Origin of the sequence: Bradyrhizobium sp. CIR48 (genome assembly GCF_014198315.1) — a bacterium.
Classification (GTDB): Bacteria; Pseudomonadota; Alphaproteobacteria; order Rhizobiales; family Xanthobacteraceae; genus Bradyrhizobium.
Genome location: NZ_JACIHG010000010.1, coordinates 181,659 through 203,663 on the forward strand (window position 1 = coordinate 181,659; position 22,005 = coordinate 203,663).

Sequence of the window (22,005 nt, forward strand, 5' to 3'; positions counted from 1 at the left end):
CCGTGCAAGTCGTCGAACGATGGCACTCGATCACAGGCTTCTTTACGGTGGTTCGATCAAGGGAGAATTGCGTCGCCCAGCGCAAACGCCACGGCCGACGCAACGGACTCGTCGCCTCATCGGTCATGGATGCTTCTAATTTTTGAGCGAGGCTTCCGTCACGTCGCAGCAAGCTATCGTGCAAGTGGTTCAGTCCCCAGACTCCAACGAGAGATAGGCCTTTGTCGCGCACAGCGACCTGGTCCAGGTCCAAATCCGGCTTTCGGAGCGCCTATCTTCGTCGTACGATGCATCCCCCCAAAGCTCGGGGTGAACACGAGACGGCGCGAATTCCTCGGGGTGCAACGGTGCCCTGTTCGTCCCGCTGGTTCTCTGACGCAATCCGCGGGGATTGAACAGCAAGTCGGCCAGCTCGATCGCACGTGCCGTCTCTTAGTCCGCCGGCGGACTGCTGTGATCAATTGGACCTGAGTGCATCTGCCCGTATCCATCTAGCGATGTTAGATCCAGAGATCAAAAGTCAGTTTCGATAGACGAAGCATTTGCCTAGTCCAGGACGTGGACGATGTCCAATCCTCGATCATTAGCTCCCGAGACAAATTCTAGCCGAGGTGTCAGCTATGTCGGTAGTCTGGTCGCAATCGGCGCCATCTATCTCGTCTTGGCCAAAGGTGGCCTTGCTCTCGCCTCCGTTCATCCCAGTTCAACGCCAATTTGGCCGCCGACAGGTGTCGCGCTGGCGGCGGTGCTGTTGGGGGGATATCGGACCTGGCCAGCAATTTTTGCGGGAGCGTTGATCGCAAATGCGACGACGGCGGGCTCGGTTGCTACCGCAATCGCGATTGCGGCCGGTAATGCTCTCGAAGCGGTTGTCGGCGCTTATCTCATTGATCGGTGGTCGAGCGGATGTAATACGTTTTCAACCCCCGATTCTGTCGCAAAGTTTGCGGTGATCTGCGTCGGCATCGCGACGCCGATCAGCGCCAGCATTGGCCTGACCAGTCTGACAATCTTCGGGTACATCGAACAGAAGAGTTTCGCCGACGCGTGGATCACCTGGTGGCTGGGAGATGTGACAGGCGCACTGGTCATCACTCCCGTTATCGTGCTTTGGGCATCAAGCCGCTATCATGACTTCGAACGCCATGCGCTTCAGGAGACGGTCGGCGTCCTCACGACAGCGGCGGTCGTTGGACTCATTGCTTTCAGCCCTTTGATCGAGCAAACGCCCGGACGAGATCCACTGGGTTTTCTGGCGATCTTGCCAATGTTGTGGGCGGCGCTGCGCCGCGGTCCACGCGATACCGCGACGGTCGCCCTGATGCTTGCGGGCATCACGATCTGGGGCACGCTCAGGGGCGGCGGCCCGTTCACCACCACGGACCTTAACGCATCGTTCCTGCTGGTGTTGATGTTCTTGATCAGCATTACCGTTCCAAGCTTGTTGCTGAGCGCCGATATCGAGGTACGCAAGAAAGCGGAGGAGCATCTGCGCCGCGCACGCGTCGAACTCGAGCAGAAGGTCGCAGAGCGAACGCAAGAGCTGGAGCTTGCCAGTGCCGCAAAATCACGCTTTTTTGCCATGGCAAGCCATGATTTGCGGCAACCGTTACATGCATTAGGGCTGTTTGTTGCCCAGCTGCGCACGCCGCTCGAACCGGGGGAGCGGGCGAGGACGATCGAGCGGGTCGACGCAACGCGCAAGGAAATGGACGAAATGTTCAATTCGCTGCTGGACATTTCGAGAATCGATGCCGGGATGCTGAACCCTTACATGACCGAATTCCCGATCGGGCGCCTGTTGCAGAAAAGTGAGACCGCGTTTGATCAGGCGACGCGTGAAAAAGGCTTGCGCTTACGCGTCAGGCCAAGTGACGCCTGGGTGCGGAGCGACGCCATGCTGCTCGAACGCATACTCCTGAATCTGGTGTCCAATGCTGTACGCTATACGTTGCAGGGCGGGATCCTGGTCGGATGCCGTCGGCGCGGTGAAATGCTGCGCATCGAAGTATACGATACCGGTCCCGGCATTCCCGAGGATCAAAAGCAGAATATCTTTGGCGAGTTTTTTCAAGTTCCTGCTCCGGAGCAGAACCGGTCCGGCGGCCTGGGGCTCGGCCTTGCCATTGTCGACAGGCTCCGCTTGCTTCTCAACCATCCAATTGAGCTCGCTTCGACTGTGGGTCGCGGTTCGCGATTCACGATCCTGGTTCCGAAGGTCGACGAATGCGTCAGGGCCGCGGCGCCCGCCGACTTACCACACCCCGGCGCTTTTGCAGTCGACGGCAAGGCAATTCTTGTTATTGCCGATACTCCCATCGTGCAGGAGGGAACGGGCGGATTGCTCAGCAAATGGGGATGTTCGGTTCTTGCCGCCGGATCCGACGAAGCCGCACTGGTTCGACTTGCTGAGCGCGAACAACGCCCCGACCTCATCATCTCGGACTATCATCTCGCACGCGGGAAGACCGGAATCAGGGCAATTGAACAAATCAATGCGGCGTTTGGCTCGACAATTCCTGCCATTCTCATCAGCGGCGACACGGCAGCTGAACCACTGCGGGACGCCAAGGATCGAGGATACGTTTTGCTGCATAAGCCGGTCGACCCAATGCAGCTCCGCGCGGTCATGCACAAGCTGTTTAGGGATCACGATGGTGGGAGAGACGCCGGGGCAGTTTCATGATCCAGATTTCGGCGGCCACTCCCAGCCCATTTTTCCGACCTTTATGATGGCCTCGGTGCGCGTCGCTACGCCGAGGGCCTTGAGAACGACCGTGATGTGATTCTTCACCGTAGGCACTGCCATATTGAGCATCGTGGCAATGACCTTGTTGCTCTTCCCCTTCATCAGGAGCGCAAGTACTTCAATTTGCCGATCGGTCAACCCGACCCCCTTGAGCGAGTCGGGCGTCACTGGCTTGTTTGCATGCCGTGGGCCCGCCGTCTTCTCCAATATCTCCAACGGGATGTAAACTCCGCCGGAGAACACCAATTCAATAGCCTTGAGCATCACCTCGCGTTCCGTGGTTTTCGGAATGAAACCCAGCGCGCCGAATTTGAAGGCGCGCCTGACTGTGTCTTGATCATCGGAGGACGAGAGAATGACGACAGCAGTCCTCGCATAGCGATCGCGCAGTTCGCAAAGGACGGAGAAGCCGTCGCGATCAGGCAAATTGATATCAAGCAAAATGAGGCTGATGTCGGGATGCTCCTCGACGATGTGCATGGCCTCCCGGCCGCTCGAAGCTTCGAATATGACGGCTTCTGGCTTTAGTTGCTTCAGGACGGCGTGCAGCGCGGCCCGAATCAATGTGTGATCGTCAACAACAAGCACCTTCATAAAAAAGCTCTCCGTCTTCTGGCCGCGCGGAGATCAATGGAAAATCATACACCCACCTTCGAAATCGTCCATCTTCCATCTCGGCTCCGGCCAGCGGGTTCGCCGTCAGAAGAAGGGAGCGGACTACGTGAAGCGCGCAGCTCGCGGGCCCCGCAGGACGGACGGTACCTTGGTCATAGGACCTAGGCACCTCTCTGTACCGACCTCCGGCCGATTTACAGACTGCGGCGCTTGCACGATGATGACGGCAGTCAGCACTCCCCCAGAGGGTTGTGCGCAGCTCTGCCATACCATTTGTCGCAATTGCTGTCGTGGCCGGGTCGGTGTGAAGCAATTCTGGACTGCGGCGCTGTCAGAATCCCGCAACGTGCTTTTTGTTACATTCAGTTCCTGTCGCTCGTTCCTCTCGAAGCCTGCGCGTACCCTGGACGAGGCAAGCCAATGCAGGATCGGACCGCATCCCCGAAGCTATTTGCGGGCGCTCTGCCGGAGCTCAAAGTCAACAGCCGCGACCTTCGCATTGATGCCTGCCGCGGCATCGCGCTCTGGTGCATCTTTCTTGATCATGTCCCCAATAACATTGGAAGTTGGCTGACGCTACGGAACTACGGCTTCAGCGATGCCGCGGAAGTGTTCATGTTCGTCTCGGGAGTGACCTGCGCGCTGGCCTACGGCAAAGTACGGAGTTGCGAGGGGTGGACCAGCGTGATCCGCCGGACCCTGCGGCGAAGTTGGGACATCTATGTCGCATTTCTGCTGCTGACGCTCGCCTGCGCCGTCTTGGTTCACCTCGCAGGCGGGGACCGTCTTGCTGATGAGAGCAATACGCGGATTCTGTTGGACCAGCCGGGCTCGGCGCTCGCCCACGCAGCGATCCTGCAATACCGTCCGGTCAATACCGACGTATTGCCGATCTTCGTGCTTCTCCAGCTCTTTTTCGCGCCGTTGCTGTGGTTGCTGCTCCGAATGCCGAACGTGACGCTTGGCGCCTCGCTGGCGCTTTATGCGCTGGTGCAAATGTTCGGTTGGTCCATGCCGGCGTGGCCGAGCGGCCATTGGGCTTTCAATCCACTGGCCTGGCAGCTATTGGCGGTTCTTGGTGCCTGGATGATAATCGAGGGCGAACGAGTGCGCCCCTGGCTAACGTCTCGCACGGTGCTCGTGCCTGCCGCTCTCTATCTGATCTTCAGCCTCGTCATCGCATTGAGCTGGAAAGTCAAGCCGTTGGAAGCGTTGATCCCCCAGGGGCTGACCAAATTGGCTTACCCGCCAGACAAATCCAATCTCGATCCGTTGCGTCTATTGCATTTCTTGGCTCTAGCGGTTGTGGCGGTATGGTTCGTGCCGCCCAATCGGCAAGCCTTGACGAGTGCGGTGATGCGCGGCGCCATCCTCTGTGGCAAGCATTCGTTGCCAATCTTCTGCCTCGGCGTCCTGCTGACGCTCGTTAGCCTCCTGGCGCTGCTCGACATATCGGAAGGGCTTGCGATGCAGATTACGCTCAGCGTTGGTGGGATCCTCATGATGATCGTGGCAGCGACGCTGCTGAATCTGGTCAAGATCACGCCCAGGCTGCAGCCGTCTGTTGCTCTGGCTGCGGGCGTGCACGTCCAGCCGGACGCCTGGGGCACCGTTGACTGGCGGCCCTTGGAGGCGTTTCGCCGAGGACTGCGCGAGCTCGGATGGGCCGGCGGCCGGAATCCCGTCATCAATTGCTGGTTCGCGGATAAGCAATCCCACCGGGTGTACCAGGTGTTTGGCCTCGCAGACGGATTATTACGGCCGAAGGCGAATGTCATCGCGGCGTCGCCGACGCCTGCAGCGACGGCGGCCAGGAATGCAACAGCGCCCATTGCATCGGCGGAATATGGCGTTTGACACATCGGCACGGAAAAGTTCCGGCAGACCTCGAGCCGCTCAGAGAGATCACCGGGAGGTGAAGGATCGCGTTTCTTCGCAGCGTGAGGCGGAATGTTTCAGCAACGGGACTCGTACGGTTTGGTCGCCATCTTGCGTTCCGCCGTGCTGCTATCGAGCCATTTCCCCAAGGTCACAGCACGCACCCGCAGCGGGCAGATTGGGCATAGGCCAAGAGCCGAAAGTCAGCTTTAGCATGCACCGTGCAAAAGCGATCGATGATTGGGATCACCTTGTCACTGTAGCCGCGTTGCCAGTGTCCGAGCCCGTGCAGAGCGCTCTCCTGACAAGCAATCGAGTTGAGGTGAAGGATGCGCTCCATCGTGCGGAGCGCGCAATCGTGGAGAGTTGGTAGATGCGGATCGTCGGCAAGAGCCAAGCACGGAAATGCATCCCACCACATATAACAGACACAGTTTAGCGTCCCGGCATCGGCTTCGCTCAGGTGGGACAAACTGGGGGTGCACCGCGATTCGAACAATTTGGCAAAGAGTTCCGCGATGGACTTGACGCAGCGGACACGATCTTTGATGGGCACATCAGTTGAACAAAGCCATCTGTTATCGCCGCTTGCGCTGGTATTGACAAGGTAGGTTAAGCCTTGTGCGATTTGGCTGTCAGCAAATCCCTCTAGCGCGGTCTGCGGGTCTTCAAACAGCCGAGTGAGATAAGACACGGCTTCTGCTGGTGGCGGGTCCCACCAATCATGCTCAGGATCGAAGTACCAAGGTGCTTGCTGAAAGCGAACCTCGCGTCCAAATGCGTGCTCCAGCCAATCATGAAACGAGAGCGTTTGCAGGCGCATCACAAAAGGCCGCCTCCCCGGAGGCATGAGACTCCCTAATGCTACGCTAGGTCCGGGATCACGCCAAGGCGCGAAATTTTTCAGGCAAATGCCTCCTTGCGATCAATAGATGGATGAGATCGGTTCTTCACCTTCCGATCGGCCAATTCGCCCATTCAGGCAGCTCCTGATCAGTATCCCCGCTCGCGCGGCGCAAGGGGAGGCGCGCCACTGAAGCCCGCCGGATATATTTCCCTGCTCACGGCCATGCGAGTCCCTGTTCGCCAGCGAAAATTCCCTGCTCCGATGAGAGCCGGGACGCTCGGGATTTCTGGCAATTTAAGGTACTTCTCGCCAATTCTCGTTGCCAAGGCGGGGCCTGCGGTGGGCGCTTTTCCCTGTAAACTTCCCTGTTCGCAGGGAATTGGCGCGTTCGTGTTTGCCGCGGATGATGGCTGACACGCGCGGTTCAGGACCTCGGTCACGGTCCCGAGCTGGACGATGCAAATCAAGCGAGTTGAGAAACAAGCGTGACCAGCTCCGACTGGCGGTGCGCGCCCGTCTTCGAGAAGATCGACTTGAGGTGGTTGCGGGCTGTTTCGCGCGAGATCCGCAGGTGCTCGGAAGCGCTGGCGAGCGATGCGCCGGTTGCAAGCAGGGCGGCCAGGCGGGATTCCGCCGGGGTGAGATCGAAGGCCTGGCCGATCAGCGCCGGATCCGGCGCCGGGCGTGGAATGAGGTTGGACAGGATCAGCATGGCGCGGGCTCCGAGGAAGACGGAGCGCGCCGCCCCGTCCACCGGCAGGATCCGCAAGACGACCGGTGGCTTTGTCGTCCGGCGGATCAGGATCGGAGAGGCGGGGATGGCGGAGGCGTCCGGCGTGGAGCGCATCGCGCTGATCAGCTGATCGAGCCTTGTCATCGCATGCTTGTCGCGAAGGATGAGGCGCCGCTCTCTGATGCGGATCTCGTTGTCGAATCCCGTTTCGGCTGCCGCGTTGGTGCGCAGGACCATTCCTTCCCGATTGAGGATCAACGCGGGCTGTCGGACCCGGTCCAGAACATCGGTCATCGCGGTGAGTGCAGTCCTGCCGACGACCGTCGCGAGCGTGGCCGTCTCGGTCAGGCGCGGCGCCAATTGGGCAAGCAGCTGCTTGTCGATTGCCTCAAACGGGCCTTCGCGGCCGGTTCGCTGGATCGTCAATGCCCACGCGGCGCTGTCGGCCCAGAAGCCGATGCCGGCGAACCAGCGGAATCCGGATGGAAACAGCAACTCGTTGTACATGGGATCGGCGCGAATCTGCTCCGGCGTCATCACATCGAGGTCGGTCACGACCTCGCCCGCCATCATGCGCGGAAAGCCCTTGGCGCGCGGGTCCCTCAGATGCCAGTTATTCCTAAAGTAGAGCTCGGTAGCCTCCGCAATCGACGCCGTGCGCGGAACGTCCGGGGTCCGGATATCGCTTTGAAGGAGCAGGGCCGCCGACGCGCCCACCGCCTTGCAGATGTCATCCATGATGTCGCGCCATGCTTCCGGATTCACGGCGGCTTCGCCAAGTCGATTGAGGACCTTCGACAGCTCCGCATCGTCGATTTTGTCGACTTTCAAGCGCGGCCCCCTCCGCCTAACCCCACGCATTTCGTTGCGAGCCCGCATGCATCCTTGCTGCATGCATGCAAGTCCCCGACATTTGGGGCCCCGGAATGCGTTTCCCTCACCGGCGATGCTTCGTGAGGAGGCGGCTCGAAGCAAGCCCCCCTTGCCTGTTTTTCCTGAAAAATCGCACTTGACGAAAGTCTAGCGGATGGCTGCGGCAGGCGGCGGCGCCCGGACCGGAATGACCCATTCGGGTCATGCGTCCAGATGTGCCGGCGCTATTCCATGGAAGAGAAATATTTGCCGCACCAGGAATTGAGATGACATTGCTTTGCTTGAGTCAGTCGGATCTCGACGACGGCTTTCGGCTCCCGATATCGATCTGTGGGGATATCTGTGCGCGTCAGAGTGTCGCAGTATGTGTTGCCCGGCGCGGCGCGAATTGTTCAGCTGCGCTATCAACGGTCGCAATCCATTTTCTCGGCAGCTTAAGCGATCTGGTCAAGGCCAGCCGGGGAGGCAAGGCGATCGCTTCATTCCATCCCGTATTGTGCTGCAATTCGGTAGAGCTTCGATCCTCTGGTTTGCCGAAATCGGGCGCAATCGCAAACCTGGAACGCGCGCTTTCTCGGCTGCGCAGTTCGATTCACACTGCGCTTAAGGTTAGCAGCTGTGCTGTCTTGACGCAGTCACGCAACAATGAAAACAATTTGCAATTATCAGAAGTCCTTCGTCGCTCCGTGACAGGACTTCGCCGTTCGACGTCGGGCAACGGCGCCTCGTCGAACCGATACCCGATACAATCATAACAAGACCATTTCATTTCCAACTCGCGCCGTTGGGCTGACGGCGAACTTTTGAGCATCAGAACGTTAAAGGGGGGCTCGCCATGAGCGACCAGACGATTTTGCGCGCCAGTTTTGTCTCGGAGTCCGCGGCCTATCGCAACACCTTTGGTTGGTACAACAGCTCAACAGGGCTCGGCGGAATTCTGTTCGCAAATGCGGATTCGCAAGGGGCTGGCGCCCTCACCCCCGGTGTCTCCTATGTCGACTTCGCGGTGAACACCGCCGATCTTGGCAAGATCCAGTTCTTCCTCATTCCGGACGGTGCGGCGCTGGGCCGCAACGATGCCGACGATCTCTCCGGCGCCATCAAGGTCATCAAGCTCTCGGACGGCACCTGGGCGGTCGCCGATGTCGATGCCAACGGCAACGTCATTTACGTTGCCGGCAAGCCCGACCTGCTCAGGGGCGCCGGCGCCAATGCGTTGTTCACCGAGACCTCCAAGAACGCAGGCGGCATCGATTATGCCTCATCGGTCATGGGCAGCCAGCAGACGGCAGCCAAGCTCGCCGGCGACACCGCCGACGGCGCAACCGGCACCATCGCCTGGGAGGACTCCGCCGCGACGCGCAGGTCCAACGGCACCTACACCGCGCCGGGCGACGCCGACTACAACGACGCCGTCTTCCAGGTTTCGCTCGTGCAGAAGCCGGTCGCCAATGCCGATTCGGTCACGATCGGCGAGGATGCCGGCGCCACCGCGATCAACGTGCTCGCCAACGACACCAACCCCGCGGGCGGGACGCTGCGCGTCACCTCCGTCAACACGCAGGGAATTTTGGGGACGGTCAGCATCGCCGCCGACGGCCACAGCATCGCTTATACGCCGGGTTCGGCGTTCCAGTCGCTGCGCGCCGGCCAGTCCGCGAGCGAGAGCTTCACCTACACCGTAACCAACAGCGCCGGCCTGACATCGACAGCGACGGCGACCGTCACGATCCAGGGCGCCAACGATGCCGCAATCATCGGCACGCCTTCGGCTGCCGATGTCACCGAGGATTCCCGCAATCCGACCCTGAAGCTCAGCGGGACGATCGCGATCTCCGACGTCGATCAAGGCGAATCGGCGTTCAAGACCACCGTGGTATCCGCGGTGGGCAATTTCGGCACGCTGTCCCTGAAAGCCGACGGCGGCTACACCTATTCGATCGCCAACAGCGCCGTTCAATATCTCGGCGCCGGCGAGACCAGGGTCGAGACGTTCACGATCAGCGCGCTGGACGGCACGGCCAAGCAGGTCTCCTTCACGGTTCACGGCACCAACGATGCCGCCGTGATCGGCGCGCCCGCCTTCACCACCGTCACCGAGGACGCGAGCACGCCGACGCTGTCGGTGTCAGGCATGATCTCGATCTCGGATGCCGACCAGAACCAGTCCACGTTCCAGGCCGGCGTGATCACTGGGCAGGGCAATCTGGGCGCGTTGACGCTGAATGCCAACGGCACCTACAGCTATTCGGTCGCCAACAGCGCCGTGCAATATCTCGGTGCGGGCGACACCAAGGTCGAAACCTTCACCGTCAAGTCGTTCGACGGCACGGCCAAGCAAATCTCGTTCGTCATCAAGGGCGTCAATGACGCGGCGGTGATCGGCACACCCACGATTCACGATGTCTACGACAATCCGTCCGCGCTCGTGCTCACCGCATCCGGCAGCATCGGAATCACGGACGTTGATCAGGGCGAAGCGGCGTTCAAGCCGGCCGTTGGCTCCGCTGCCGGCAATCTCGGCTTCCTGCTGCTGTCGGGCGACGGCAGCTATGTCTACGTCGTGGCCGAAAGCGCTGCGCATAATCTGGCGGCCGGTACCGTCAAGGTCGACACCTTCACCGTGACCGCTGTCGATGGCACCACCAAGCAGATCAGCTTCACCGTTCACGGCCCGGCCGGCGGCAATCACGCGGCGACGATCGGCGATCCCACCATTGCCGATGTGACGGAAGACCTTGCGGCGAACAACGCCGGGAATCTGACCGCCGTGGGCAGCATCTCGGTCAGCGACCCGGACGCGGGCCAGTCCTCGTTCCAGGCCGGCGTGCTCACAGGGCCGGGCAATCTCGGCACGCTGAACCTCTCGGCCAACGGCAGCTACACCTACACCGTCGCCAACAACGCCGCGCAATATCTCGGAGCCGGCGAAACCAAGATCGATACGTTCAGGGTCACCTCTCAGGACGGCACCTCCAAGGATGTCACGTTCACAATCCACGGCGAGGACGACGGCGCGACCATCGGCAATGTTGGCGATCACGACGTCACCGAGGACGGCCAACTGACGGCGTCCGGGCAGCTGTCCATCCTCGACGCCGACCAGAATCAGGCCGCGTTCCAGGCTGGCGAGATCACGGCACCAAGCAACCTCGGCACGGTGACGCTGCAGGCCGACGGCCACTACACCTATTCGGTCGACAACGCCGCTATTCAGTATCTCGGCGCCAACGACACCAGGACGGAGACTTTCACGGTCACGTCGGTCGACGGCACGACAAAGAACATCAGCTTCGATATCCATGGCGCGGAGGACGCGCCGAATCTGAGCGTTCAGGACTCATCGGGCGCCGCCGACGGAAACATCACGCTTCACATTTCCGCCGATAAGGTCGACCAGAGCAGCACCTTGTCGGTGAAGATCGAGGGGGTTCCGTCGAGCTTTACGGTCCAGAACGGCGCAGCGATCGGGGACGGCGTCTGGCTCGTGACGGGCGACTCCATTCAGAACGTCGTTCTGATCCCGAACCACGCCGTCGGCAGCGCTGATCCGTTCACGCTGCAGGTCACCGCCATCTCCGACGACGGCATTCATCAGGCGGTGAGCTCAGCCGAGCTCGCGCTGACCGTGACGTCCGGTGCCAACGAGATCAACGCGCTGGATATCGACGGCTATATCGGCGGGGCGACCGTATTTGCTGACGCCAACAACAACGGAATACTCGACGCAGGCGAGGCGTATACGACGACGCGGGCTGACGGCAGCTTTACGCTGGCGGGCGGCTCCGGTCCGCTCGTGAGTATCGGAGGCGTCGATATCTCGACGGGGTTGCAGGTCGCTGGTGTGCTGAGGGCGCCGGAGGGCTCCACCGTCATCACTCCGCTGACGACATTGATCGTTGCGCTGGTCGATAGCACGGCAAACGACGAGCACCCGCTGACGGTGGACCAAGCCATCAACGCCATTGCGGCCGCGTTCAACGTCGATCTCGCCTCTGATCCCGCCAACCCCATTGACCTGCTGTCGTACGATCCCGTGCCCGCTGCGGTGAATGGCGATCCGACGGCAACGGCGGTGCTTGCGGCGGCTATCCAGGTCCAAAGCACGGTCGCCCAGGTGTCGGCCGTCGGCGTGGAGACGGGCGCGGTCATTACAGCCATTGCAGGCGCCATTACGGCCTCCCTGAGCGGGCCCGGCGCGCCCGTCTTCGATCTGGCGTCTTCGGAAACGGTTCAGAGCGTCGTCACGTCCTCCGGCGTCGACGCGGCGGCCGCCGCGACGGTTATCGAGGTCGTTGCTGCCGCGAACGACAGCATTCAGGGGGCCACGAGCGTCACCGAGCTGGCGCAGGCCGGCCAGGTCGCTCAAGGCGCGGCTGCCGAGCAATTGGCTGCGACGAATTTCTCCGACCCGGATTCGGTAACTGAGCTCACGACGCTCTATGTCGAGAATCTCGACCAGCAGGTCCAGAGTGCCGTCCTGACCCCGGTCGGGAATGCCCTGTTCGGCTCGCTCGGCGATGACCTGCTTTCGGGCGGAGCAGGCAACGATCTGATTGACGGCCAGGATGGCAACGATCGCATCAGCGCTGGTGACGGAAACGACATCCTCTTTGGCGGCGCCGGCAAGGACTATCTCGGCGGCGGCTCGGGTGACGACATCCTCGACGGTGGCCCGGGCTTCGACCGCGCCGTCTATACCGACGCAACCGGCGGCGTCACGATCAACCTCGCGGCCGGAACGGCGTCCGGCGCGGGCGTGGGAACAGATACCCTCGTCAACATCGAAGCTGCCATCGGCAGCGACTTTGCCGATACGTTCAACGCGGCGGGCTTCACCGGCGACGCCCATGTCCCGGGTAGCCCCGTCGGCTACAACGAGTTCGAAGGCAAAGGCGGCGACGACACCATCATCAGCAACACCAACAGCCAGGGTGCCGAGCTGACGCGCGTCTCCTATGTCAGCGCCACCGGCGCGGTGACGGTGGATATTGCCGCCGGCTATGCACAGGGTGATGCATCGGTCGGTCACGACACGCTCGTCGGGTCCGGCTTCAACGGCGTCTGGGGCTCCGCCTATAACGACACCATTTTGGGCAGCAACAATCCGATGTTCACCGCGGAGGTGTATTCGGGCTTTGCGGGCAACGACTACATCGACGGCCGCGGTGGCTATGACCGCGTCGACTACAATGTCGATTCGAACACCACGACGGGAATTGCGGTCAATCTCGCCGCCGGATCTGTCACCGGCGATTCCACCATCGGAACGGACACGTTGCGCGGGATCGAGGCAATCCGCGGCACCAACTTCGCCGATACCTACAATGCCACCGGTTTCGGCTCGGGCAGCGTCAATGCCGGCTCGAACGGGACGTTCAATGAGTTCACCGGCAATGGCGGTGACGACATCGTCACCGGCAACGGCTTCACGCGGCTCGGTTTCAACAACGCGACGGCTGGCGTCCAGGTCGACTTCGTCACTGGCTTTGCCACCGGCGATTCATCCGTCGGAACCGACCAATTCAGCGGCGTCAACGCCGTTCAGGCATCGATGTTCGACGACACGCTGCTGGGCGGGGCGACCAACGACACATTCACCGGCCTTGCCGGCAACGATTATATCGACGGTCGCGGCGGCTTCGACGTCTCGTCCTACAACAACATCTTCTTCATCACGGGAAGCATCACCGTCGACATGGCGGCCGGCATCGTCACCGGCGATGCATCGAACGGCATCGATACACTTCGTTCGATCGAGGGCATTCAGGGCACCAACTTTGACGACATCTACGATGCGACCGGTTACGGCGCGAGTGGGGCCAATATCGGCAACAACGGGACCTTCAACCAGTTCGAAGGGCTGAGTGGTGACGACGTCATCACCGGTAACGGCAACACGCGCCTGATTTTCGCCAACGCGACCGGCGGGGTGACCGTCAATCTCGCGGGTGGCACCGCCACCGGTGACGGCTCGACCGGTCACGACACGTTCACCGGCGTCAACAGCGCCGTGGGCAGCAGTCTTGATGACGTTTACGACGCAACGGGTTTCACCGGCGCCAACGCGAACTTCAACACATTCCAGGGCAATGCCGGAAACGACACCATCTCCGGCAATGGCAATACCCAGATCCAGTATGGCAACGCGACCGGCGGTGTGAGCATCAACCTCACCGCGGGCACGGCCGATGGCGACGGCTCGGTCGGCCACGACATCATCACCGGTGGCGTGTTCAACGTTCTGGGGTCCAACTTCAACGACACCATCGTCGGCAGCGCCAGCAACGATGGCCTCTCCGGCAGCAACGGCAACGACACCCTGGATGGTCGATCCGGCAACGACTTCCTCAGTGGCGGCGCCGGTGTGGACACTTTCGTCTATTCGAGCGGCGGCGGCTTCGACTTCATCCAGGATTTCGTCCATGGCCAGGACAAGCTCGATCTGACCGGCGTCTACGGCATCTTTAGTCTCTCCGATCTGCAAGCGCATGCGGTGCAGAACGGTCCCAACACGGTCATCACGTTCAATTCGAACGACGGCCTCACGCTTCAGAACGTCGATCTGAACAGCTTGACGGCGAGCGATTTCCTGTTCGGCACGCCGGCCGCGCCGATCGTCGGCGACGACAACGCCAACGACCTCGTCGGCAGCGCCAATGCCGAATCCATCAGCGGTCTCGGCGGCAACGACCGCCTCCAGGGCCTCGGCGGCAGCGATCTCCTGGACGGCGGCTCCGGCTTCGACCGCGCCATCTATACCGATGCGACCGGCGGCATCGCCGCCAACCTCGCGGCCGGCACCGTCTCGGGACCCGCCGTCGGGACGGACACGCTGGTCAACATCGAAGGCGTGGTCGGCAGCAACTATGCCGACACGTTCAACGCGGCCGGGTTTACCGGCTCAACCGGTCTGCCCGGCGTAGCCGCCGGCCAGAGCGAGTTCGAAGGCCGCGGCGGCGATGATACCGTTATCGGCGATCTCAACGCCCTCGGGCAGGCGGTAACGCGACTGTCCTATCTGAGCGCATCCAGCGCGGTCACCGTCGACATCGGGGCCGGGACCGCCGATGGCGATGCCTCGGTCGGCCACGACACCTTCTCCAACGTCTCGACGATCTGGGGCTCGGCCTCCAACGACACGTTCTATGGCAGCGACAATGCGGCCTTCACCTACGAGACTTATGAAGGTCGCGGCGGCGACGACTATATCGACGGCCGCGGCGGCTACGATCAGGTCACCTACAATTCGGATACGACGACTACCTCAGGCATTTATGTTCACCTCGCCGCGGGCACCGTGAACGGCGATGCGACGGTCGGCACCGATACGATCCGCAACGTCGAGGCCGCCCGCGGCACCAATTTCGACGACACGTTCGATGCGACCGGGTTCGGTCAGGCCGGGGCGACCAATGTCGGTTCCTCCGGCGCCTTCAACGACTTCGCCGGCGCCGGCGGCAACGACACCATCATCGGCAACGGCTCCACCCGCCTGAATTACCAGATCGCAGCCTCCAGCGTCAGCGTCGACCTCGAGACCAGCGTCGTCGGGACCACGAATGCGGTCACGGTTGCCGGCAGCGCCACGGGTGCGACCGAGGGCACCGACACCTTCACCGGCGTCAATGCGGTGCAGGGCTCGACCTTCTCCGATACGCTGCTCGGAAGCAGCTTCAACAACAACTTCACCGGTCTTGGCGGTGACGACTACATCGACGGCCGCGCCGGCTTCGACACCGCGATTTACAACAGCCTCAGCACGGTCACGGGTGGTGTGAGCGTCGACATGGCGGCGGGCACGGCGACCGGCGACGCGTCGATTGGAACCGATACGCTGCGTTCGATCGAGGGCATTCAGGGCACGGGCTACGCCGACACCTATGTGGCGACCGGCTATGGCCAGGCCGGTGCGCTCAATGTCGGCAACAACGGTACCTTCAACCAGTTCGAGGGCCTCGGCGGCGATGACCAGGTCACCGGTAACGGCAACACACGGCTGCTCTACACCAATGCCACCGGCGGCGTCACCGTCAGCCTGAACGCTGGCTCGGTCACGGGTGACGTGTCGGTCGGGCAAGACACCTTCACGGGCGTCAATAGCGTCTATGGCAGCAATTTCGCCGACACTTACGACGCGACCGGCTTCTTCGGATTCAATTCCTTCCAAGGTCTTGCCGGCAACGACCTCATCACCGGCAACGGCAGCACGCAGCTGCTGTTCGCCAACGCGACTGGCGGCGTTGTTGTCGATCTCGCCAGCGGCACCGTCAATGGAGATGCCTCCGTCGGGCATGACACCATCACCGGTGGCGTGATCGGCCTGTCCGGATCGAACTTCAACGATACGCTGAAGGGCAGCAGCGGCGCCGACAATCTGGTCGGCAACGGCGGCGCTGACACGTTTGTTTATGTGAGCGGCGGCGGCGCCGATTTCATCGGCGACTTCTCGCATGCGCAAGCCGACAAGATCGACCTTTCGGGCGCAGGCATCTACAACCTCGCTGACGTGCAGGCGATCGCCTCGCAGCAGGGACCGAACACGTTCATCAATTTCGGCAATGGCGACAGCCTGACGCTGCAGAACGTGATTTTGGCGAACCTGACTGCGGCGGATTTCATCTTCGCGCCAGGCGTTCACCTGATCGGCGATGCCAATCCGAACACGCTGGTCGGCACGGTCTATGCCGACAATTTGAGCGGCCTCGGCGGCAACGACGTCCTGCAAGGGCTCGGCGGCAACGACCAGCTCGACGGCGGCGTAGGCTTTGACCGCGCCGATTACGGTGATGCAACGGGAGGCATCACCGCCAATCTTGCGGCCGGCACCGTCTCGGGACCCGGCGTCGGAACAGACATGCTGGCGAATGTCGAGGGCATCCTCGGCAGCAACTATGCCGACACGTTCAACGCGGCCGGGTTTAACGGCTCGACCGGTCTGCCCGGCGTAGCCGCCGGCCAGAGCGAGTTTGAAGGGCGCGGCGGCGACGATAGCGTCGTCGGCGATCTCAACACCCTGGGGCAGGCAGTGACGCGACTGTCCTATCTGAGCGCGACCAGCGCGGTCACGGTCGACATCGGAGCGGGGACCGCCGATGGCGACGCTTCGGTGGGCCACGACACCTTCTCCAACGTCTCGACGATCTGGGGCTCGGCCTCCAACGACACGTTCTACGGCAGCGACAATGCGGCCTTCACCTACGAGACTTATGAAGGTCGCGGCGGCGACGACTATATCGACGGCCGCGGCGGCTACGATCAGGTCACCTACAATTCGGATACGACGACCACCTCGGGCATCTATGTTCACCTCGCCGCGGGCACCGTGAACGGCGATGCGACCGTCGGCACCGATACGATCCGCAACGTCGAGGCCGCCCGCGGCACCAATTTCGACGACACGTTCGACGCGACCGGATTCGGTCAGGCCGGGGCGACCAATGTCGGCTCCTCCGGCGCCTTCAACGACTTCGCCGGCGCCGGCGGCAACGACACCATCATCGGCAACGGCTCCACCCGCCTGAACTACCAGATCGCGGCCTCCAGCGTCAGCGTCGACCTCGAGACCAGCACAGTCGGGACCACGAATGCGGTCACGGTCGCCGGCAGCGCCACGGGTGCGACCGAGGGCACCGACAGCTTCACCGGCGTCAATGCGGTGCAGGGCTCGACCTTCGCCGACACGCTGCTGGGCAGCAGCTTCAACAACAACTTCACCGGTCTTGGCGGCGACGACTACATCGACGGCCGCGCCGGCTTCGACACCGCGATCTACAACAGCCTCAGCACGCTCACGGGTGGCGTCACCGTCGACATGGCGGCTGGCACGGCGAGCGGCGATGGGTCGATCGGAACCGATACGCTGCGGTCGATCGAGGGCATTCAGGGCACGGGCTACGCCGACGCCTATGTGGCGACGGGCTATGGTCAGGCCGGTGCGCTCAATATCGGCAACAACGGCGGCTTCAATCAGTTCGAAGGCCTGGGCGGCGATGATGCCATCACCGGCAACGGCAATACACGAGTGCTCTACACCAACGCCACCGGCGGCATCACCGTCGGCCTGAACGCTGGCTCGGTCGCGGGCGACGTGTCGGTCGGGCACGACACCTTCACGGGCGTCAACAGCGTCTATGGCAGCAATTTCGCCGACACTTACGACGCGACCGGCTTCATCGGCTTCAATTCCTTCCAGGGCCTCGCCGGCAACGACCTCATCACCGGCAACGGCAGCACGCAGCTGCTGTTCGCCAACGCGACCGGCGGCGTGATCGTCAACCTCGCAAGCGGTACTGTGGACGGCGATAGTTCGGTGGGTCATGACACCATCATCGGAGGGGTGACCAGCGCTGCGGGCTCGAACTTCAACGACACAATCACCGGTTCTGGCGGCAACGACCAGCTGTTCGGCAACGGCGGCAACGATCTGCTCAGCGGCGGTGCCGGCAACGACGGCCTGAACGGCGGCATCGGTGCAGACACCTTTGTCTACGCTGCCGGCGGCGGCGCCGACACCATCGGCGACTTCCTGCAGACGGACGCCGACAAGATCGACCTCACGGGGATCCCTGGTGTCTCGACCCTTGCCGACGTTCAGGCGCTTGCCACCCAACAGGGGCCGAACACGGTCATCAACTTCGGCAATGGCGACACCCTCACGCTGCTGAACGTGACGCTGTCGAACCTCACGGCTGCCGACTTCATCCTGGGGCAGGGCGTGCATCTCACCGGTGACGCCGGTGCAAATACACTGGTCGGTACCGCCTATGCCGACAGCCTGAGCGGCCTCGGCGGCAACGACCGGCTGAAGGGCCTCGATGGTAATGATCTGCTCGACGGCGGCCTCGGCTTCGACCGCGCCGACTATGTCGCGGCAACGGGCGGCATTACCGCAAATCTTGCGGCAGGCTCGGTGACAGGTCCAGGGGTCGGCACTGACACGCTGGTGAACGTTGAGGGGATTGTGGGCAGCGACTATGCCGACACGTTCAACGCGACTGGCTTTGCGGGCGATAGCGGTATTGCCGGGACCAATGTGGGCTTCAACGAGTTCGAAGGCCGCGGCGGGAACGACAGCATCACGGGCGCGATGAACAGCCTGGGTGCGCTCCTGACGCGCATCTCGTATGCCAACGCAACGGGCGGCGTGACCGTCGATTTGGCGGCCCATTCGGCGACGGGAGATGCTTCGGTCGGTACCGATACCCTGGTGGGCTCGGGCTTCGGGGGAGTTGTCGGCTCTGGGTTTGGCGACCAACTGCTCGGCAGCACCAACGGCGCCGGAACCGTGGAAATCTTCGAAGGCCGCGCCGGCGATGACTTCATCGACGGCCGGGCTGGCTTCGATCGGGCGGACTACGCGCTCGACCCGGCCGCAATGGGTGGGATCAACGTTCAGTTGGCCTCGGGAACCGTGACAGGTGACGCCGCGACGGTCGGCACCGACACGCTGCGATCGGTCGAGTCCGTGCGCGGCTCGAACGTTGCCGACGTCTTCAACGCCGTTGGCTTCAGCGGGGGCAGCCAAAATGCCGGTTCCAACCTGACCTTCAACGAATTCATCGGCATGGGAGGTAATGACAACATCACCGGGAACGGCAACACGCGCGTTGCATTCACCAACGCCACCGGCGCGGTGACGGTCGATCTGCTGGCAGGTACTGCAAGCGGTGACTTATCCACGGGCAACGATACGTTCAGCGGCGTCAACGCCGTGATGGCCTCGATGTTCAACGACACCATCAGCGGCAGCGATATCACCACGGCCACGGAGACCTTCACCGGACTTGCCGGTGACGACTTCATCGACGGCCGCGGTGGCTTCGATGTCATCAGCTATAATAACATCTACTTCTCCACCGGCCCGGTCACCATCGACTTCACGGCAGGCACAGCGACCGGTGACGGTTCGATCGGCAATGATACGTTCCGCCGAATCGAGGGTGCCCAGGGCACCACGTTCAACGACGTCTTCACGGCCACGAATTTCGGCGCCGTTGGTTTCCAGAACGCTGCAACCAACAACGTCGGCAACAACGGCAACTTCAACCAGTTCGAAGGTCTGGCCGGCAACGATACGATCACCGGCAATGGCAACACCCGCATCATCTATTCCAGCGCGACCGATGCGGTGACGGTTAACCTGCAGGCGGGAACTGCGACCGGCGGCGGCTCCATCGGCACCGATACCTATGTGGGCGTCAACAGCGCGACCGGCAGCAACCTGAACGACACCTATAATGCCACCGGATTCACCGGCGTGACTTCGGCCGGATCGTTCGGCACCTTCAACCTGTTCGAAGGCCTGCTCGGTAACGACACCATCACCGGCAACGGCAATACGCGGGTCTCGTATTCTCAGGCGAGCGGGGGCGGAGTTTCCGTCGATCTTTCGACGGGACTTGTGAGCGGTGCGGCCGGCGCAGACTTCATCACGGGAGGCGTCAACAGCGTCCAGGGTTCGAATCAGGCCGACACGCTCGTCGGCGGCTCGAATAACGAGTTCTTCTTCGGCGGCGGCAGTGGCGACACGATCAACGCTGGCGGCGGCAATGACGGCATCACCGGCCAGGGCGGCAACGATACGATCGACGGCGGCGCCGGCTCCGACATGGTGATCTTCTCGGGTACGCAATCGCAATACACCGTCACGACGGCTGGGACGGTCCAGGTTCAAGACAATGTTGCGAACCGCGACGGCACCGACACCCTGACCAACGTCGAAGCGCTGCAGTTTAGCGACGCCATCGTGCTGCTGTCGTCGGGAGCTTCGGGCAGTCCGATCGACCTCTCGACGCAACAGTTCTCTAACACGGCACCCGTGATCGGGACGGCTGGAGACGATTATCTTCGCGTCGGAGCCAATATCTTTGGACACGGGCTCAATCTGGGAGCCGGGACGGGAGATACCGTCCTGCTCAACGGCATCTTCGGTAACGGTTACACGCTCAATCTCTCGGGTGTCGAAAACCTTGTCGGCAGCGGCAATGACGAGTTCGTCAACCTCACGACGACCGCCAACGGACTGGTCGTCGATCTCGGCGGCGGCAATGATCAGCTCAATCTCGCGGGCGGCGCCAACACGCTCAGCCTGATCGGTGTCGAGGGAGTCGGCGGGTCCGATTTCGGTGTGGCGCCCGGCGTCAACGACGTGCTCACCCTGTCGACGATTGTCACGGGCCTGAACATCAGCCTCGGCAACGGCGACAATACGATGAATCTCGCAGCCGGCGCGAACTCGTTCGTGAACATCTACGACGTCAACCACGTGCACGGAACCGCGAGCGACGATACCTTGACCGTGACCGGTGCGATCGCCGCGGCCAACGGCGTCGCGGTCGGCCTCGGCGATGGCGAGGATACGATCGTTCTCAACGGAAACTTCGCGGCATTCGCCGCGCTCGGCGTCGAGCACATCAACGGCAATTCAGGCGATAATTCAGTCAGCTTGACGAATACCGTCGACGGCATCGTCATCGACATGGGCGGTGGAAACGATCTGGTGTCGCTCGCCAATGGGGTGAATTCGGTCAGCATCAATGGTGTCGAAAACCTCAACGGCAGTGATTTTACCGGCAATCTCAACCCGTCGGACGATATGGTCACGCTTCTGAACACCGTGTCCGGAGTGTCGGTCAATCTCGGCGAAGGGACGGCAAACGTCCTGAATCTCGCCGCAGGCAGCAATTCGTTCGACAATCTGTGGAACGTGAATCTGCTCAACGGGAGCTCGTCGGACGACATTCTGACGTTGCAGGGCAGCCCGGCGAACGCGATTGATCTCGGCGGCGGCGACGACACTCTGAACTTCAACGCGAATGTCTATGACATCACGGTGACCAATGTCGAAACCGTCAATGCCGCCGCGAATTTCGACAGGATCACGATCGGCAATGCGTCGGGTAACACCACGATCACTGCCGGCGCGGGTGCGGATGAGATCTTCGCCAGTGCGGGCCATGACAACTTCCGCTTCGTCAGCACCGCGGATTCCGCCGCCGGTGCCGCGGATACCATTCACAGTTTCGATGCCGACAATGACAGCTTTACGTTCTCAGGCATCAGCGTCGCCGGCGGTCACATCGAGTACGTGGAGAATGCGGCGTTGCTCGGCGGCAATCATGCCTCGGCTCATCTGCAGAACTTCGGGCCGGGTAACGACTATCTTCAGATCGATATCGATGGCGACGGAACGAGTGATATGGATGTGAGCCTGCAGAATGCGAGCGGCACGCTGCACAACGGCAACTTCCTGTTGAGCTGAGAGGGAACCGGCTTCGGAGAAGGCGTTGGCCTGCCGGCCTGTCTCCG

6 protein-coding genes are annotated in these 22,005 nt (G+C 61.9%); 3 read left to right on the plus strand and 3 right to left on the minus strand.

Annotated elements, in window-relative coordinates:
* Positions 1-565: 565 nt before the first annotated feature.
* The gene (locus GGD66_RS28780; protein ID WP_183259722.1) at positions 566-2,686 is read left to right on the plus strand and encodes an MASE1 domain-containing protein; all 2,121 of its coding nucleotides are present in this window, start codon (positions 566-568) and stop codon (positions 2,684-2,686) included.
* Here the strand turns inward: GGD66_RS28780 and GGD66_RS28785 are convergent.
* Positions 2,681-3,343, minus strand: a complete 663-nt coding sequence (locus GGD66_RS28785) for a response regulator transcription factor (protein ID WP_018323185.1) — start codon at positions 3,341-3,343, stop codon at positions 2,681-2,683. The genes GGD66_RS28780 and GGD66_RS28785 overlap by 6 nt on opposite strands.
* Positions 3,344-3,784: 441 nt before the next feature.
* Between GGD66_RS28785 and GGD66_RS28790 the strand changes: the two genes are divergently transcribed.
* Positions 3,785-5,221 (plus strand): OpgC domain-containing protein, encoded by a 1,437-nt coding sequence (locus tag GGD66_RS28790; protein WP_183259723.1) that lies wholly within the window; start codon positions 3,785-3,787, stop codon positions 5,219-5,221.
* 172 nt (positions 5,222-5,393) lie between these two features.
* Here GGD66_RS28790 and GGD66_RS28795 read toward each other — a convergent pair whose 3' ends face one another.
* Positions 5,394-6,065: a hypothetical protein gene (locus tag GGD66_RS28795; protein WP_183259808.1), complete on the minus strand. Its 672-nt coding sequence runs from the start codon at positions 6,063-6,065 to the stop codon at positions 5,394-5,396.
* A 487-nt stretch (positions 6,066-6,552) separates the two neighbouring features.
* On the minus strand, positions 6,553-7,653 hold the full coding sequence (locus GGD66_RS28800; RefSeq protein ID WP_183259724.1) for a helix-turn-helix transcriptional regulator: 1,101 nt from the start codon (positions 7,651-7,653) through the stop codon (positions 6,553-6,555).
* A gap of 877 nt (positions 7,654-8,530) precedes the next feature.
* Here GGD66_RS28800 and GGD66_RS28805 point away from each other — a divergent pair.
* Positions 8,531-21,958 (plus strand): VCBS domain-containing protein, encoded by a 13,428-nt coding sequence (locus tag GGD66_RS28805; RefSeq protein WP_183259725.1) that lies wholly within the window; start codon positions 8,531-8,533, stop codon positions 21,956-21,958.
* The last annotated feature ends 47 nt before the right edge of the window (positions 21,959-22,005 follow it).